The 16,086-nt window shown below is 69.8% G+C and carries 12 protein-coding genes; 6 read left to right on the top strand and 6 right to left on the bottom strand.

Features of this window, described 5'->3' with window-relative positions:
• Nucleotides 1–145: 145 nt before the first annotated feature.
• Nucleotides 146–5,377, top strand: a complete 5,232-nt coding sequence (locus ACJX2R_RS35095; protein WP_413103383.1) for a DUF6531 domain-containing protein — start codon at nt 146–148, stop codon at nt 5,375–5,377.
• A gap of 2 nt (nt 5,378–5,379) precedes the next feature.
• Nucleotides 5,380–5,808, top strand: coding sequence for a hypothetical protein (locus tag ACJX2R_RS35090; RefSeq protein WP_413103382.1), 429 nt, complete (start codon nt 5,380–5,382; stop codon nt 5,806–5,808).
• Between the two features lie 38 nt (nt 5,809–5,846).
• Here ACJX2R_RS35090 and ACJX2R_RS35085 read toward each other — a convergent pair whose 3' ends face one another.
• Nucleotides 5,847–6,344 carry a hypothetical protein gene (locus ACJX2R_RS35085; RefSeq protein ID WP_413103381.1) on the bottom strand — a complete coding sequence of 166 codons (498 nt, stop codon included), beginning with the start codon at nt 6,342–6,344 and terminating at the stop codon, nt 5,847–5,849.
• Nucleotides 6,345–6,488: 144 nt separating this feature from the next.
• Here ACJX2R_RS35085 and ACJX2R_RS35080 point away from each other — a divergent pair, with 144 nt between their 5' ends.
• From ACJX2R_RS35080 to ACJX2R_RS35070, 3 genes are all read left to right on the top strand, one after another.
• On the top strand, nt 6,489–7,220 hold the full coding sequence (locus ACJX2R_RS35080; protein WP_413103380.1) for a hypothetical protein: 732 nt from the start codon (nt 6,489–6,491) through the stop codon (nt 7,218–7,220).
• Nucleotides 7,221–7,803: 583 nt separating this feature from the next.
• Nucleotides 7,804–8,445 carry a glycoside hydrolase family 25 protein gene (locus ACJX2R_RS35075; protein WP_413103379.1) on the top strand — a complete coding sequence of 214 codons (642 nt, stop codon included), beginning with the start codon at nt 7,804–7,806 and terminating at the stop codon, nt 8,443–8,445.
• 53 nt (nt 8,446–8,498) lie between these two features.
• Nucleotides 8,499–8,807: a hypothetical protein gene (locus ACJX2R_RS35070; RefSeq protein ID WP_020868286.1), complete on the top strand. Its 309-nt coding sequence runs from the start codon at nt 8,499–8,501 to the stop codon at nt 8,805–8,807.
• Between the two features lie 44 nt (nt 8,808–8,851).
• Here ACJX2R_RS35070 and ACJX2R_RS35065 read toward each other — a convergent pair whose 3' ends face one another.
• The 5 genes from ACJX2R_RS35065 to ACJX2R_RS35045 all read right to left on the bottom strand — a co-directional run bounded on the left by ACJX2R_RS35065 (nt 8,852) and on the right by ACJX2R_RS35045 (nt 13,233).
• Nucleotides 8,852–9,082 carry an EF-hand domain-containing protein gene (locus ACJX2R_RS35065; RefSeq protein WP_037960901.1) on the bottom strand — a complete coding sequence of 77 codons (231 nt, stop codon included), beginning with the start codon at nt 9,080–9,082 and terminating at the stop codon, nt 8,852–8,854.
• A gap of 142 nt (nt 9,083–9,224) precedes the next feature.
• Complete coding sequence (locus tag ACJX2R_RS35060; protein ID WP_413103378.1) at nt 9,225–9,872, bottom strand: N-acetylmuramoyl-L-alanine amidase; 648 nt, start codon at nt 9,870–9,872, stop codon at nt 9,225–9,227.
• A 447-nt stretch (nt 9,873–10,319) separates the two neighbouring features.
• The gene (locus tag ACJX2R_RS35055; protein WP_262701666.1) at nt 10,320–10,823 is read right to left on the bottom strand and encodes an ATP-binding protein; all 504 of its coding nucleotides are present in this window, start codon (nt 10,821–10,823) and stop codon (nt 10,320–10,322) included.
• Nucleotides 10,824–11,133: 310 nt separating this feature from the next.
• Nucleotides 11,134–11,901, bottom strand: a complete 768-nt coding sequence (locus tag ACJX2R_RS35050) for an enoyl-CoA hydratase/isomerase family protein (RefSeq protein WP_262701665.1) — start codon at nt 11,899–11,901, stop codon at nt 11,134–11,136.
• 111 nt (nt 11,902–12,012) lie between these two features.
• Nucleotides 12,013–13,233 (bottom strand): L,D-transpeptidase, encoded by a 1,221-nt coding sequence (locus ACJX2R_RS35045; protein ID WP_413103377.1) that lies wholly within the window; start codon nt 13,231–13,233, stop codon nt 12,013–12,015.
• A gap of 487 nt (nt 13,234–13,720) precedes the next feature.
• Between ACJX2R_RS35045 and glgX the strand changes: the two genes are divergently transcribed.
• On the top strand, nt 13,721–16,069 hold the full coding sequence (gene glgX, locus ACJX2R_RS35040; RefSeq protein WP_413103376.1) for a glycogen debranching protein GlgX: 2,349 nt from the start codon (nt 13,721–13,723) through the stop codon (nt 16,067–16,069).
• Nucleotides 16,070–16,086: the final 17 nt, after the last annotated feature.

The following is a 16,086-nucleotide window of genomic DNA, read 5'->3' as shown; positions in this document are numbered from 1 at the left end:
CGGACCCACGGCCCCGCCGAGGACCCGCGCAGAGCGTGGGTCCAGAGGCCACATGACCATGAACTCCCTTGTACGTGATCGCCGTTCGACTTAGCGTGACGGATCACTGGCAACGTTGAGGGGGTCGCGGGGCGTGGCGTTATGGATGGCGCTCGCGTCGGTATGGGCCGTGTTGCAGCTGCTGTTGCTGTCCTGGCCGGTGCGGACGGTGCGGTGGCCGACGGTGCTGCTCGCCTTCGGGGTGGGTGCGTACGGCTGCGGTGTGCTCTCGATGCTGCTGGAGCTCGTGGTGGCACGTCAGTTGGCGACCACGAGGCACAAGTCGCTGGCGGCCGTCGTCGATCTGGTGTCGTGGACGACGGCTCCCGTGGTGGAGGAGCTGATCAAGATCGCACCGCTCCTGGTCGCGGGGTGGGCGCTGCGCGGGCGGATGCAGTGGGGTCTGGCGGACTTCGTGGTGCTGGGTGGCGCCGCCGGAGCGGGGTTCAGCCTGCTGGAGAACCTTCTGATGTACGCCGAGTCCGCGGGCAAGGCCGTGCCCTCGGATGAGGGAGGCTGGTTGATCGCGAAGGGACTGGTCGACCACCCGTACGTTCCCGGCCTCGGCCAGATCCTCGGCAGTTGGTTTCCCTCACCGACCGGCACCGTCGAAGTCGTCGAGGGGGCGGTACTCCCCTATGACGTACACATCTTCGCCAGTGCTCTGGGTGGACTGGCGGTGGGCCTGCTGTGGTGTGGTGCCCGCGCGCTGACCCGGGCGGCGGCGCTGGTGCCGATGGCCGGTGCGGTGGCGGTCCACTGGGTGTACAACTACGCCGCGGCCTTCCCGGGCGACCAAACCGTGGTGGAGTGGAGGGAGCGGCTGGCCGGGGAGTGGGGGCTGTGGATCGTCCTCGGATGCCTTGCCGCCGCGTGGATCTGGGATCTGCGCCGGTCCCGCCTGGGGCGGCGCCGCGCGCCCGATGTCGTGCCGGCCGCCGAACGTCAGGGCCAGACCGCCTTCGAAGCTCTCCTCGGGTACGCCCTGCTGCGCCTTCCGGCCACGTGGATCATCGCCCTGGGCTACGCCCGGCAGCGCCGAGCGCTGCTGTACGCCACGGCCCACCCCCGTACCCGCGCGGAGAAGCTGGAGCCGCTGCGCGAGTCGGTCGTCCAGCAGACCCACCGCATGGACGCCACCCGCGGCCAGGAGGCATGGCGTGGCGTGACCTTACGGCAGCTGTGGCACCGGGCCCGGGAGCAGCGACCCCGCCGGCCGCGGCACGAGAAGGCGCTTCTGGTGCTGAGCCTGCTGCTGGCCGTCCCCTCCCTGCTGTATCTGGCGGTGGGCTCCTTCCCGTCCACGAAGGATCTACAGGAGTACTTCACCGGGGGCACCGGGCTGCGGATTCTGGTCGGCGTCGGCCTGGCCGGGCTGGCCCTGACCCTGTGGCGCCTGATCTCCGCCGTACGCGGCTACCGGGCCGCGGGCGCGTCCCCGCTGGGCGAGGCCGTCGCCCTGGTCCAGTTCCGGATCGCCGTCTGCGCGGGCTCGCTCGTCGTCGGCGTCCTGCTGCTGTCCCGCTGGTCGGCCATCGCGGACGGCGAGGCCCCGCTCGCCGGCTACGACATCCTGGGCACCGACCGCTTCCTCCTGGAAAAACTCCTCGAGACCGGCCTTCCCCTCCTCCTCACCCTCGCCATGTTCGCCATGCCCTACGCGCTGCCGCTGGAGCTCGCCATGGGCGGAGGGCTGGCGGAGACCCTGCTGATGGGCCTCGCCCCGCGCGCCCTGGCGCCGGTCGCCTCACGCCTCGGGGCCAGGCTGGCGGCGCGTGAGGCGACGCAGTGGGCGCGCGGCGCGCTCCGGAGCCGTGGCCGGGGGGTGTTCTCCCGTACCTGGGACCGGGTGCGGCACGGCCGTACCGATCCGGTGGATCTGGCGACCGGGCGGATGTTCCTGCCGCAGACGGATGTGGAGCTGCCGGGTGTGCTGCCGCTGGTGTTCTCCCGCCGGGTGGACTCCGGGTACCGCGCGGGGCGGTGGTTCGGGCCGACCTGGGCATCGACGGCCGACCAGCGGTTGGAGTCCGACGAGCAGGGCGTGGTGTTCTTCACCGAGGACGGTCTGCTGCTGGCCTATCCGCATCCGGTGCCAGGCGGCGCCGCGGTCCTGCCGGCGGAGGGTCCGCGGTGGCCGCTGGCACGGACGGCGGACGGCGGTACGTACACCCTCACCGACCCGGACGCCGGGCTCGTCCGCACCTTCACCCCGTACGGCGATGGGGCGGTGGCACTCCTGCGCGAGATCGCCGACCGCAACGGCAACCGCGTCACCTTCACCTACGACGACGCCTCCGGCACACCCGTCGAGATCCTCCACAGCGGTGGCTACCGGCTGCGCCTGACGTCGGAGAACGAACGGATCACCGGCCTGTGGCTGGGGGACGTACGGGTGATGGGCTACGGCTACACCGACGGCCAACTCACCGAGGTCACGGGCTCCGCGGGCCCGCCTCTGCGTTTCGCCTACGACCGGGCCGGGCGGGTCACGTCCTGGACCGACACCAACAACCGCTGGTACTCCTACGCCTACGACGAGCAGGACCGGGTCGTCGCCGAGGGCGGCGAGGGCGGCCACGCCACCTTCCGCATCGGCTACGACGGGGTGGACCCGGCCTTCCCTGGCCTGAAGGTCACGACCCTGATCTCACCGGACGGTGCGGTCACCCGCTATCTGATCGACGAGGCGCACCAGGTCGTCGGCGAGATCGACGCGGCCGGCGCGGTCAGCCGCACGGCGTACGACCAAGCGGGCCGTACGGTCGCCGAGACCGACCCGCTGGGCCGCACCACCGCCTTCCGCTACGACGAGCACGGCCATCTGACGGCCGTCATCCGGCCGGACGGCGGCGAGATCGGCGCGGTGCTCGACGCACGGGGCAACCCGGTACAGATCACCGACCCGGGCGGCGCGGTGTGGCGGCAGACCTTCGACGCGGCAGGCAACCGCACCACCCTCACCGACCCGCTCGCCGCCACCACCCGCTACCTCTACGACCCGCGCGGAGGTCTGCTCGCCGTCACCGATCCGCAGGGCGCGACCACCCGGGTGCGCTGCGACGGGGCCGGGCTCCCCATCGAGGTCACCGACCCGCTGGGAGCCACGACCCGCTACCAGCGGGACGCGTTCGGCCGCGTCGTGGCCGAGACGGACCCGCTGGGCGCGGTGACCCGCTACGACTGGAGCCCGGAGGGCAGACTCCTGCGCCGCACCGGCCCTGATGGGTCGGCGGAGTCCTGGACGTACGACGGCGAGGGCAACCGCACCACGCACACCGACCCCGTCGCCGGCACGACCGTGTACGAGTACACCCACTTCGACCTGCTGGCCGCCCGCACGGGCCCGGACGGCGTCCGCTACGAGTTCGAGCACGACGCGGCGCTGCGACTGACGAAGGTCACCAATCCGCAGGGGCTGACCTGGAGTTACGCATACGACCTGGCGGGCCGCCTGGTGGCGGAGACGGACTTCGACGACCGCGTCGTGCGATACGCGTACGACGCGGCGGGCCAACTCACCGCCCGGACCGATCCGCTGGGCCGGACCGTCACATACGAGTACGACGTGCTCGGCCGACTGATGCGCAAGGCGTCAGACGACCGCACCGCGACCTTCACCTACGACCCCGCGGGGCTCCTGGCCTCAGCCACCGGCCCGGACGCGGAGGTCGTCTACCAGCGCGACCCCCTGGGCCGGGTGACGTCCGAAACGGTGAACGGCCGCGTCCTGACGCACACCTACGACCCCCTGGGCCGCCGCATCCGCCGCACCACACCCACCGGTGCCGTCACGACCTACGCCTATGACACGGCGGGCAACCGCACCGCCCTGACCGCCGGGAACCACACCCTCGCCTCGGCACACGACGCGGCGGGCCGCGAGACCACGCGCCACATCGGCGACGCCCTCACCCTCACCCATACTTGGGACCCGCACGGCCGCCTGACCACGCAATCGCTGACCGGAGCAGCCGGCAACGTCCACCACCGGACGTACCACTACCGCGCCGACGACCACCTCATCGCGGTGGACGACCACTTGTCGGGCCGACGCACCTTCGACCTGGACGCGGCAGGCAGGGTGACGGCCGTCCACGCCCACGGCTGGACCGAGACCTACGCCTACGACGAGGCGGGCAACCAGACACACGCGGCCTGGCCGAGCACCCAACCCGCCCAGGAGGCGACGGGCCCCCGCACCTACACCGGCACGCGCATCACCGGCGCGGGCTCGGTCCGCTACGAACACGACGAGGCGGGCCGCCTCACCCTCCGCCAAAAGACCCGCCCGTCCCGCAAGCCGGACACCTGGCGCTACACCTGGGACGCCGAGGACCGCCTGGTATCGGTCACCACCCCCGACGGCACGGTCTGGCGTTACCTCTACGACCCCTTCGGCCGCCGCACCGCCAAACAACGCCTCGCGGCCGATGGCGAAAGCGTCCTGGAGCAAACGGATTTCACCTGGGACGGCCCCACCCTCATAGAACAAACCACCACCGCCCCGGACCTCCCCCACCCGGTCACCCTCACCTGGGACCATGACGGCCTCCACCCCATAGCCCAGACCGAGCGCGTCACCGAAGCCACCACCCAACGCGAGATCGACGCCCGCTTCTTCGCGATCGTCACCGACCTGGTCGGCACCCCCACCGAACTCATCGACGAATCAGGCACCATCGCCTGGCGCACCCGCTCCACCCTCTGGGGCACCACGACCTGGGCCGCCGACAGCACGGCCTACACCCCTCTCCGCTTCCCCGGCCAATACTTCGACCCCGAAACCGGCCTCCACTACAACCACCACCGCTACTACGACCCGCATTCCGCCCGCTACCTCACCCCCGACCCCCTCGGCCTCACACCGGATCCCAACCCGGTCGCCTATGTCCACAACCCCCACACCTGGACCGACCCCCTGGGCCTCGCCCCCTGCCGCGAGTTCCACACAGTGCAAGGCCCTGAAGACGCCGTGCGGCTACGAGGTGACGGCACCCCGTGGCCTACAGAAGCGAACCGTGGCCAATACGGAGAAGGTGTCTACTCATGGGGGAGCAGGGCGGATGCCGAGCGCTATCTGGAGCGTCGGCAGAGCCGCGGGTATGACGTAGAGATACTGACCTTCAAAGTCTCCGAACGCGACTTTGCAACCCTACGCAAGGCCGATATGATCGAAATGAGCCCCAGGGAAGCGGAATTGTTCATGGATCGCCATAGCCGACTGTACGGAGATGGAATGCCACACGGTTACGACTACATACGAGGCAGAACCGGAATGGGCGAAGAGCATTTCTTCAGCAAATCCGTATTCCATCTGCTGAAATTCTTGGAATAGCAATGACAGCCATTCGGACCTTCAAATTCCGTAAACGCTTCCCGAGCGGGGGGCTTGCCGCCGACCTGTCCGCAGAGAGCATCGCAACCGGCAGGCCAGATCAACAGCATATTCAAATCTACCGAAAGATTTACCTGTCCCCTCCCGAGGGCATCAATTGGAAAGATCTGGCGTGGCTCTGCGTCGGCGTATCGCTTCACTCGGAAAAACTCTCCTCACGCTTCCCCGAAGGCGTAGAGATCGCAGTCCATCGACTCACGTTTCCGCTCAGCGACTACCGTGCGGAAGTCGCCGCTCTCGCCATCGACGGATGGCTGCGAGAAGAATTCAACCTTCCCGACACGGGAGCGCGAGTGGACTATTCACCCGAAACAGGTTCGCATGTATTCCATTGGGGAGGAATGCAGGATCCGTTCGCGGATAACTTCTAGGCATCCGCCGAGGCGGTCGCGGCGCGCCTCGGTGTTCCTCAGGAGCAGTAGTCGCCGCGCAGCAGCGCGTTGATTCGTTTGCCGTTGGACACGGTCACCTTGTGGTGTGGGGTGCTGAAGCGTCGGGCCGCTTTCTCGTCGGGGTTCGCTGCCTTTCGGCGGAGGTCGTAGCACTGTTCACCGGCCTTGTTGATGTCTTCGGCGGCGCCGAGTGCCGGGTCGATGTCGCGTAGGGCGCTTTGGAGTTCAAGGGCGCGGAGGCCCAGCAAGTCCTCCTTGGCCTGGTCACTGGCGTCCGATGGGACATGTGCCGGAAGCCTGTGGTCGGTGGGTGGGGCCGAGGGGGTGGCGGCGGGGGTTGTGGGGGGCTTGGTCGTCGGGGGCGGGGATGTGCCGGCCGACGTGGTGGTCGTGCTCGGCTCGGGTGAGGCCGCCTTGGGGTGTGTGTCGTCGGTGCCGCAGCCCGCCAGCAGCAGCACGGCGGCCACGGCAAAGGCAGCGGAGGCGGCTTGTCGGGCAGAGGGGTTCCCGCGCATGGCTGACTCCCGTGGGTGGTTTTGAGGGCCTTCCTCAGCGCGGCCAAGCTGGCACGTCGGCTGCGGGACCGGTCCCGGGCGGGGTGGGCGGGGTCCTCGAATATCGTTCGAGAGCGGGCGTTCCGCCCTGCTAGCGTCCCTCACGTGGCGAAACTCAATCAGATCATCGCAGTGGAGAAGGGCGTCAAGTCCAAGACGCAGGCGGACCTGACGGCGTCCCAGCGCCGGCTGGACAAGCCGGTGCTGCTGGCGGGGATTTCCCGGACGTATCAGCCGAAGGATGAGGAGGGCGAGCAGTTGCCGCCCGAGTCGACGCGGGTGCAGGTGAAGGCGGAGGACATCCTTCGGGAGACCGCGGCCACGCTGACCCGGCTGTTCGATGTGACCGCCACCAAGGACTGGACGAACTGCGAGGCCCGGGCGGACATCGAGGTCGAGGGGCGCACGCTGCTGCGTGAGGTGCCGGTCTCGTATCTGCTGTTCCTGGAGAAGCAGCTGACGGATCTCGCCACCCTCATCCGCAGGCTGCCGACCCTGGACGCCGCCGAGTCGTGGTCGCTCGACCCGTCGACGGACTGCTGGAAGACCGAGGCCGTGCGGACCGTCCGCACCAAGAAGGTGCCCAGGAACCATGTGAAGGCGGAGGCCACGGAGAAGCACCCGGCGCAGGTCGAGGTGTACTACGAGGACATCCCGGTCGGCTACTGGACGACCGTGAAGTTCTCCGGCGCCCTCCCGGCGCGGCGCGTCAATGAGGTGCTCGACCGGGTGGAGAAGCTCCAGCAGGCGGTCAAGTTCGCCCGCGAGGAGGCCAACAGCGTCGAGGTCACCGATCAGCGCGTGGGTGAGGTGGTCTTCGGCTACCTGTTCGGGTAGCGTCATGGACTCCCCGGCCGCCGGGTCAAGCGGCGGTGCGGGGTGCGCGAGGAGCGCAAGCTGATACTGAAGCTCGTCGTGATGCGCGCGGTTGCGTTGGGAGGTATTGACCACCTCCCCGAGCACTTGGTCACGAGAGGGGACGGTCCGTCCCAGGAGGTAGCCGGGTTCAGCCCCCGGTCTTCGAGCGGACGAGCGGACCGTGCGCCCGTGGCACGCGTTCAATCTCAGATTCTCGCTCCAGCCTCAGCATTCGCCGCCGATCGTCTCACCGACCGGGCACGGGCTCGGTCGTCGGATGCCGGTTCGAATCCGGCCCGCCCCGCTTCGTGGAGCGGTAGTTCAACGGAAGAACACGACGACATCAGACTGACCCGTTCCCATCCGGGTGGGCGTGCGCAGTTGGGCGGCATCACAGGGCCCGGGGGATGGCCAAACCCTCGGGTCCGCTTCTCCTCCCGCCCGTCACCCCCGGTGTGGCGCCGAACGGCTGCGGATCGAGATCCCGTCCCAGTAGGGTCCTGCGTACGAGAGGGGGAATAACACCCGTGTATTCACCCGTTCTTGACCCGAGGTAGGCGCCATGCTGCACGGCATCGACGTGAGTTCGCACCAGTCCACGTTTGACGCGGACGGGCTGGCCTTCGTGTTCATCAAGGCCACCGAAGGCCGGTCGTACATCAACCCGAAGCAGACCTCGCAGGCGTCCCGGGCGCGCAAGGCGGGATGCGTCGTCGGCTTCTACCACTTCCTGTGGCCGGGCAACATCTCGGCGCAGGCGCGCTACTTCGTCGAGAAGTGCGCGTCCCAGAAGCACGATCTGCTCGCCGTGGACTGGGAGACCACCGGTTCCGGCACCCGCGCCAGCAACGCCGAGAAGGACCGGTTCATCCGCGAGGTCAAGAAGCTGCGGCCCACCCACCGGGTCATGCTCTACTGCAACCGGAACTTCTGGCTCAACTACGACACCACGTCGTACGCGGGCGACGGTCTGTGGATAGCGGACTACGTGACGGCGGGCAAGCCGCGCATCAAGGCGAAGTGGCGCATCCACCAGTACACCGACCGCCCGCTGGACAAGGACGTGGCGAACTTCTCCAGCAAGTCCGCGCTCCAGGCATGGGCCAACCCCAGCCGGGCGGCGCTCACCGCCGATGAGGAGACGGAGGACGTGGCCGACGTCCACACGGCGGAGGACGGGGAGAACGTGGCGGACGAGACCTGACCGGCCCCGGGCCCCTCGGGGCGTTGTCGGTGGGGGCGCCTACGCTGCCCGGTATGAGTTACGCAGACCTGCGCGAACTCCGCAGCGCGCTCACCACCGCGTCGGACATCGCCTTCTCGCTGGACGCCGCACCCTCCGGGCCGGAGACCGAGCTGCTCACCGACGCCCTGCGGCGGGCGCTCGCCGCCGCGGGATCGCTGACCGCCGAGCACGGATCGACGGGCTGCCCAGAGCATCCGCGCGGGGCCGTCGATCCGCTGTACGGGGATCCGGACGACCCGCTGCCACCCGGCTACGGCCGCTGTCTGCTGTGCAACGACCGCAGACGGCGGGCCGGCGCACAGCGGCGCGGCTGGCGCTGAACGCGCCGGCCGCGCCGCCGTCCGTACGGCCTGTTCTCAGGTTCTCAGGCGGTCTTCTCACCGCTCTTGTTCTGGGCCGCCCAGAACTCGTCGAAGGTGAGCAGCCCGTCACCGTTGGAGTCGTGGGCGTTGATGACGGCCTGGGCGACGGGCTCCGTGACATACGGGTCCCCCAGCTGCGCCATCACGCTCTTGTACTCGGCCGCGGTGATCTGGCCGTCACCGTTGAGGTCATACCGCTCGAACGCCTTGCGCGCCGCCTCGATGTCCGCCACCTGTTCCGCCCCTTCCGTGCGTTTCTTGACCCGCACAGATTAGCGGTCGGGGGTGGCCGGTTCGTCTCGGCCGTGTCACGGCGCGCTCGGCATCCGTGCGCGGCGTACGAGGCGCACGCCACATACGCCGCGGTGAGCGGCCTCAGACTCCGCGGCGCACCCGGCTCCCTCCGTTGACCAGACTCATATAGCGGTCCCAGTCCCACAGCGGGCCGGGGTCGGTGTGGTCGGTGCCGGGGACCTCCACATGGCCGATGATGTGGTCGCGGTTCTTGGGGATGCCGTAGCGGTCGCAGACGGCCGCGGTCAGGGCGGCGGACGAGGCGTACATCTCGTCCGTGAACCACTTGGGGTCGTCCACCCAGCCCTCGTGCTCGATGCCGATGCTGCGGTTGTTGTAGTCCTTGTTGCCCGCGTGCCAGGCGACGTCCTTCTCCCGGACGAACTGCCCGATGTAGCCGTCGGCCGAGGCGACCATGTAGTGGGTGGAGACCTGTTTGGCCGGGTCCTGGAAGATCTTCATCGCGTCCGGGAAGGTCTCCTGCGTCACATGGATGACGACGAAGTCGATCGGATACGAGGTCGGGCGGCTGGAGACGCGGTAGTTGGCGGTGGAGGCCGGGATCCAGTGGGTGGGGGGATAGGCGGCCACGCGGCGGCGGTGTCTGCCGTCGGCGTGGGCGGTGGTGGCCGTCGCGGCCGTGGCGGCGAGTCCGGTGGCGGCGGTGGCGAGATAGGCGCCTGAGCGGAGCAGGGCGCGCCGGGTGGGGGTGCGGCCGTGCGCTTCCATGGGGGTCTCCCGAATGTCGTAGCGGGGACAAAGGGGGTGACGCGTGGGGGTGTGACGCGCGTAGCGCGGTTCCATGGTGAATCCTCGGCAGGGCCATGCCAAGAACCGACGGGCAAAGAAAGATTTCGTGTCACGGTCTGGACCACTGGAGTTTCGAAAGAATCAGGTCGACAACGAAGGAAATTTGCCGCTCTACCCGCCATTAACAAGGCAAGTGTTACACCTCACCTTGGGTTGGCTTGGAACTGCTCTACCGTCTCTGCGATAGTCGGGGCCGCGACCCCCATTGACCCGAGCGAGGTCGCTTCCCCCGAATGCCACGGCGAACACCCCTTTCGCGCCATGGCCGGGGACGGAAGGGGTCCCCATGCCGTCGGCGCACGACGACACGGGGGCCCCTTTCAGTTCATGCAGCTCCGCGTGAGGTCTATTTCGGCGCACGCACAATCAGTTTTCGGCCACTCGCATCTCGAACCAGGTCGTCTTGCCGCACGGCAGCAGATCGACGCCCCACCGCTGGGAGAGCTGGTCGACCAGCATCAGCCCGCGTCCGCTGGTGTCGAGCTCCCCCACCGGCATCAGACACGGCAGCCCCCGGGACGGGTCGCGGACCTCGACCCGGATCCAGCCGCGCCGCCGCAGCATCCGCAGCCCGAAGGTGCGGGCGCCGGTGTGCCGTACGGCGTTGCCGACGAGCTCGGAGACCAGCAGCACCGTGTGCTCGGCGAGCTGAAGGCCCAGTCCCCAGTCCCGCGCCACCACGAATTCGGCCATCCGGCGGGCGGTCCCCGCGGACTCGGGGCGGGAGGGCAGCCGCACCTCCTCGCACGCGGGGTTCCCGAAGAGGTCAAGCGCTCTGAGGGCCAGGTCGTCCTCGACGGACGGCGCCCCCCGCACCGCAGCCGTACCAGTGCGCTGCCGCGGCTGCTCCATTCCCTCCAAGCCCGCCATGCCCCCCATCATGGCCGCCCAAAAGGCCATCCGGGGCGGAACCGTGGGATTCCGAACACCGGAGCCCCAGGCTCCATAAATCCGATCCGACATATGCCAAGGGCAGTTGGGGAACCGCAACACCCCACCTGACCAGCGATGTCACCGCGCGTACGCGTGATCACCCAGCGTACCGGACCGGGTCAGTCGAGGGTCGATCGTTGGCGAAGAAAATTCGCTCGCACGGGGCATACGCGACTCCACGCAACTTCACGCCTCGGCCGGGGTGGCTTCGCGAACCCCGGCCGAGGCGATCGGAAGCGGTCGGGTGTCAGCGGAAGGTGGCCTTGCCCGGCCCGTCCTCGACAAAGCTGCGCATCCCGATCTCCCGGTCCTCGGTGGCGAACAGCCCGGCGAACCAGTTCCGTTCGATGGCGAGACCGCTGTCGAGGTCCGTCTCCAGCCCCCGGTCCACCGACTCCTTGGCCGCGCGCAGCGCGATCGCCGGGCCCTTGGCCAGCTTCGCCGCCCAGGCGTGGGCCTGCTCATAGACCTCCTCGGCCGGTACCACCCGGTCCACCAGGCCGATCGCGAGCGCCTCGTCGGCCTTGACCTGACGGCCCGTGAAGATCAGGTCCTTGGCCTTGGCCGGGCCGACCAGCCGGGCCAGCCGCTGGGTGCCGCCCGCGCCCGGGATCAGGCCGAGCAGGATCTCGGGCTGGCCGAGCTTGGCGTTCTCCGCGGCGATCCGGAAGTCGGCGCACAGCGCCAGCTCGCAGCCGCCGCCGAGCGCGTAGCCGGTGACGGCGGCGACCACGGGCTTGGGGATCCGGGCCACGGCGGTGAAGGACTCTTGCAGGTCACCGGAGCGGACCACCATCGCGGCGTGGTCCATCTCCCGCATCTCCTTGATGTCCGCGCCGGCCGCGAACACCTTCTCACCGCCCCAGATGACCACCGCGCGCACGTCGTCGCGGCGGGTCACCTCGGCCGCGAGCTCCCGCAGCCGGTCCTGGGTGGCGACGTCGAGCGCGTTCATCGGGGGACGGTCAAGGCGGAAGGTGGCAACGCCGTCGGCAACCTCGAGGTTCACAGTCATAAGCGCAGGTTAGCGCCCGCTAACACGGGAGCGGAGGGCCGGGGGAGGGTGCCGGGGTGCCGGGGGCGGCGCCGGGACGCCCCCGACAGGGCGCCCGGACACCGGCCGGGGTCACGCCTTCCACTTCTCCCAGGACATGTTCCAGCCGTTGAGCCCGTTGTCCGGCTGGACGGTCTCGTCATGGGAGTTCTTCACGATGACCACATCGCCGATGATCGACTTCCGGAAGAACCAGGACGCCGGGGTGGAGGAGTCCCCTCCGCCGCGCTGGTCGAACAGGCCCACACAGCCGTGGCTGACGTTGGCCGAGCCGAACGTGGGCCGCCCCGCCCAGTAGTTGCCGTGGATGAAGGTGCCGGAGGTCGACAGCCGCATGGCGTGCGGCACGTCCTTGATGTCGTACTCCCCGTCGAAGCCGACCGTGGCGCCGTTCATCCGGGTCACCGGATGCTTCTCGCTGATCACCATCTTGCCGTTGTAGGTCTCGTGGCCGGGCGCGCCCGAGGTGATGGGAATGGTCTTGATGGTCTTGCCGTCCCGCTTGACCGTCATCTTCTTGGACTTGGCGTCGACGACGGAGATCTGGCTGCGGCCGATGGTGAACGTCACGGACTTCCGCTGCTCGCCGTACACCCCCGGCCGGCCCTCGATCCCGTCGAGGTCCATGCGGAGCGTCACCTTGGTGCCGGGCTTCCAGTACTCCTCCGGCCGGAAGTCCAGCCGGTCGTTGCCGAACCAGTGGCCCTCGATCGGCACCGACGGCGAGGCGCTGACCTTTATCCCCTTCTCCACGTCCGCCGGGTGGGTGATGCCGCGGGTGAAGTGGAGCGAGACCGGCATGCCGACGCCGACCGTCGTGCCGTCCTCCGGGGTGTAGATGCCCACGAAGGTGTTCTTGGGACGGAGGGTGGTGAAGGTGGTGTGCTCGGTCGTGGTCAGACCGTGGGCGTCCTTGGCGACCGCGTCCACGGTGTAGGTGGTGTCCGAGCGGAGATGGGCGTCGGGCCGCCAGCTCTTCCCGCCCTGGGCGATCTTCCCCTCGACCGCGGTGCCCTTCGCGTCCTTGACCTTGACCGAGGACAGGGTGCCCTTCGCCGAGCTGACCTTCAGGGCGCCGCTGGTGTCCACGCCCTTGGCGCCGTCCTTCGGCGCGATGGTCACCACGGCCCGGGAGGTCTTGGGCGGGTCGCCCTTGCCGTCCTTGCCCTTCTCACCGTCGTCGGAGCCACCGCCGCCGCACGCGGCCACCGCCATCAGCAACGCCCCGAGCAGCAACGCGAGAAGCCCCTTGCGGCCGCCCCGCGCCGCCCCCGGTATCCGCCGCACCGTCACAACAGTTCTCCCCTCCCCAGGACCGCGCCCCCGCGGCAACCCCGATCACGCGCAGGCGTGCCTGGCGATAGGTAATCACACGCCGCTGACAGTGGACTCCCCTCGATGGTCACGTTTCAGTCCCAGGCCGGATATCGGTGCTTCCCCTCCCCGCCCCTTCCCGCTACCAGGGGCTCCGCCCCTGGACCCCGGGGCCCGGGGCGGCGCTCCACGGTGATCGTCCGGTGGCGGTAGAGGCCGAGCGCTATAGAGCCCCGGGTTCTGGGGTCTTCCGGCCGGGGCACCTCCCAGCGGTAGCTGGGGGAGACTTAGGCGCCCCGGAGGCGAACCGAGCCTTATAGAAAGGGGATTGCGGGCAGAACAGGTGGGAGGGCGCGGGCCGGGCCGTGCGGGACGGGACACCGCGGGCCCACCGGCCCGCCATGAGGTGCTGCCCGCCTCCCTCCGTCGGGGCGGAGGCGGTTGGCCGCGAGCCGCGGAGGCCGATGTGTCCAGCGCAGCCGAGCAGGAGACGCGTACCGCCCAGCAGGTGACGCCCGACGGCACCCCCGTACGCCCCTCGGCGACCGCGGTGGGGCACCCCGTCGGCCACCGCACCCCGGCCGTCGCGCCGCGCCGCGATCGGACCACCGCCCCCGCGGCGGGCCCCGCCGTCCTGCCGGGCAGCCCGGAGCCGCTCGGCGCCCGCCCCCGCCGGGGCCCTGACGGGGCGTGGGGGACCAACTTCGCGCTGTGGGCGGGCGGCGCCGAGGCCGTCGACCTCTGTCTGTTCGACGATGACGGCCTGGAGCTCCGCTGTCCGCTCACCGAGCTCACCCATGAGGTCTGGCACGGCTTCGTCCCCGGTGTGCTGCCCGGCCGCCGCTACGGCTACCGCGTGCACGGCCGCTGGGACCCCTGGACCGGCGCCCGCTGGAATCCGGCGAAGCTGCTGCTGGATCCGTACGCCCGCGCCGTGGACGGGGACTTCGCGCTGCCCGCGGAGGTCTACGGACATGTGCGGGACTGGCCGCAGCAGCATGTGGCGGACACCGTACGGGACGATCGCGACTCCGCCCCGTACGTCCCCAAGGGCGTGGTCATCGGCGACGACGCGGCGGACGGGGCGCCCGACGAGTGGACCGAGGACCGGCGGCCCAAGACGCCCTGGGCCGAGTCGGTGATCTACGAACTCCATGTGCGCGGCTTCACCATGCGCCACCCCGGGGTGCCGCCCGAGCTGCGCGGCACCTACGCGGGGCTGGCACATCCGGCGGCGGTCGAGCATCTGACCCGGCTCGGGGTCACGGCGGTGGAGCTGCTGCCGGTGCATCAGTTCGCCCATGAGGACCATCTGCTGCGGCGTGGCTTACGCAACTACTGGGGCTACAACTCCATCGGCTACTTCGCGCCGCACGCCGGATACGCGGCCGGCGGCACCCGGGGCCAGCAGGTCGCGGAGTTCCGGCGGATGGTGCGGGCCCTGCACACCGCCGGGATCGAGGTGATCCTCGACGTGGTCTACAACCACACCGCCGAGGCCAATGAGCTGGGCCCCACCCTCTCGCTGCGCGGTGTGGACAACCGCGGCTACTACCGGATGCAGCAGGACCCGCGCCGCTACGCCGACTTCACCGGCTGCGGCAACACCCTCAACGTCCTCCAGCCCCAAGTGCTGCGGCTGATCACCGATTCGCTGCGCTACTGGGTCACCGAGATGGGCGTGGACGGCTTCCGCTTCGACCTGGCCAGCGCGCTCACCCGCGCCGCGCACGGTGTGGACATGCTCTCCCCCTTCCTGGCCGTGATCGCGCAGGATCCCGTGCTGCGCCGGGTCAAGCTGATCGCGGAGCCGTGGGACGTGGGCTCCGGGGGCTATCAGGTGGGCGCCTTCCCGCCGCTGTGGGCGGAGTGGAACGACCGCTACCGCGACGCGGTGCGGGACTTCTGGCGCGAGGCGCTGCCCGATGCCCGCGAGCTGGGCTACCGGCTCTCCGGCTCCAGCGATCTGTACGAGCACCGTGGCCGCCGCCCGTACGCCTCGGTCAACTTCATCACCGCGCACGACGGTTTCACCCTGCGCGACCTGGTCTCGTACGAACGCAAGCACAACGAGGCCAACGGGGAGGGCAACCGCGACGGCTCCCCCGACAACCGCGCCTGGAACTGCGGTGCCGAGGGCGAGACAGACGACCCCGGCATACGCGCGCTGCGCCGCCGCCAGCTGCGCAATCTGCTGACCACCCTGCTGCTGTCCACCGGGGTGCCGATGCTGGTCGCGGGCGATGAGCTGGGCCGCACCCAGGGCGGCAACAACAACGCGTACTGCCAGGACAACGAGACCGGCTGGCTGGACTGGTCGCTGCTGGAGGACCCCGGCTGGCGCGCCCTCACCGAGCTCACCGCCCGGCTGATACGGCTGCGCCGGGCCCATCCGGTGCTGCGCCGCCCGGCCTTCTTCTCCGGTCTGGCCCGGCCCCCGGAGGGGCTGCGCGACCTGGCGTGGTTCACCCCGCACGGCACCGAGATGACCGAATCCGACTGGTACGCGCCGACGAACGCCCTCGGGGCCTATCTGTCGGGCCGTGAACTGCCCCAGCGCAATCCGCACGGCGCCCCGGTCACCGACGACAGCTTCCTGGCGCTGCTGCACGCGGGCCCGCGGCCGGTCTCCTTCACCCTGCCCGGACGGCCCTGGGCCCGGGGGTACGAGCTCGTGCTGGACACCGCCCGCGAGGAGCAGGACGCGCCCCCGGGCACACTCCTCGCGGCGGGCGCGCCCATCGAGCTTCCGGAACGCTCGGTCCTGCTGCTGCGCGCCCTCACCTCCGTGGACCTACGCCAAAAAACCGAGTGAGCACTGTCAGTGGCGGA

This window comes from Streptomyces sp. Inha503 (assembly GCF_047215865.1).
Lineage (GTDB): Bacteria > Actinomycetota > Actinomycetes > Streptomycetales > Streptomycetaceae > Streptomyces > Streptomyces lycopersici.
The sequence above is the reverse complement of the archived record's forward strand: the minus strand, read 5'-3'. Positions and strand labels throughout refer to the sequence as shown.

What these genes read in the sequence shown, in the direction of transcription:
- ACJX2R_RS35095 (WP_413103383.1), top strand. Translation starts at nt 146, where the DNA reads ATGGCGCTCGCGTCGGTATGGGCCGTGTTGCAGCTGCTGTTGCTGTCC.
- ACJX2R_RS35090 (WP_413103382.1), top strand. Translation starts at nt 5,380, where the DNA reads ATGACAGCCATTCGGACCTTCAAATTCCGTAAACGCTTCCCGAGCGGG.
- ACJX2R_RS35085 (WP_413103381.1), bottom strand. Translation starts at nt 6,344, where the DNA reads ATGCGCGGGAACCCCTCTGCCCGACAAGCCGCCTCCGCTGCCTTTGCC.
- ACJX2R_RS35075 (WP_413103379.1), top strand. Translation starts at nt 7,804, where the DNA reads ATGCTGCACGGCATCGACGTGAGTTCGCACCAGTCCACGTTTGACGCG.
- ACJX2R_RS35070 (WP_020868286.1), top strand. Translation starts at nt 8,499, where the DNA reads ATGAGTTACGCAGACCTGCGCGAACTCCGCAGCGCGCTCACCACCGCG.
- ACJX2R_RS35060 (WP_413103378.1), bottom strand. Translation starts at nt 9,872, where the DNA reads ATGGAAGCGCACGGCCGCACCCCCACCCGGCGCGCCCTGCTCCGCTCA.
- ACJX2R_RS35055 (WP_262701666.1), bottom strand. Translation starts at nt 10,823, where the DNA reads ATGGCGGGCTTGGAGGGAATGGAGCAGCCGCGGCAGCGCACTGGTACG.
- ACJX2R_RS35050 (WP_262701665.1), bottom strand. Translation starts at nt 11,901, where the DNA reads ATGACTGTGAACCTCGAGGTTGCCGACGGCGTTGCCACCTTCCGCCTT.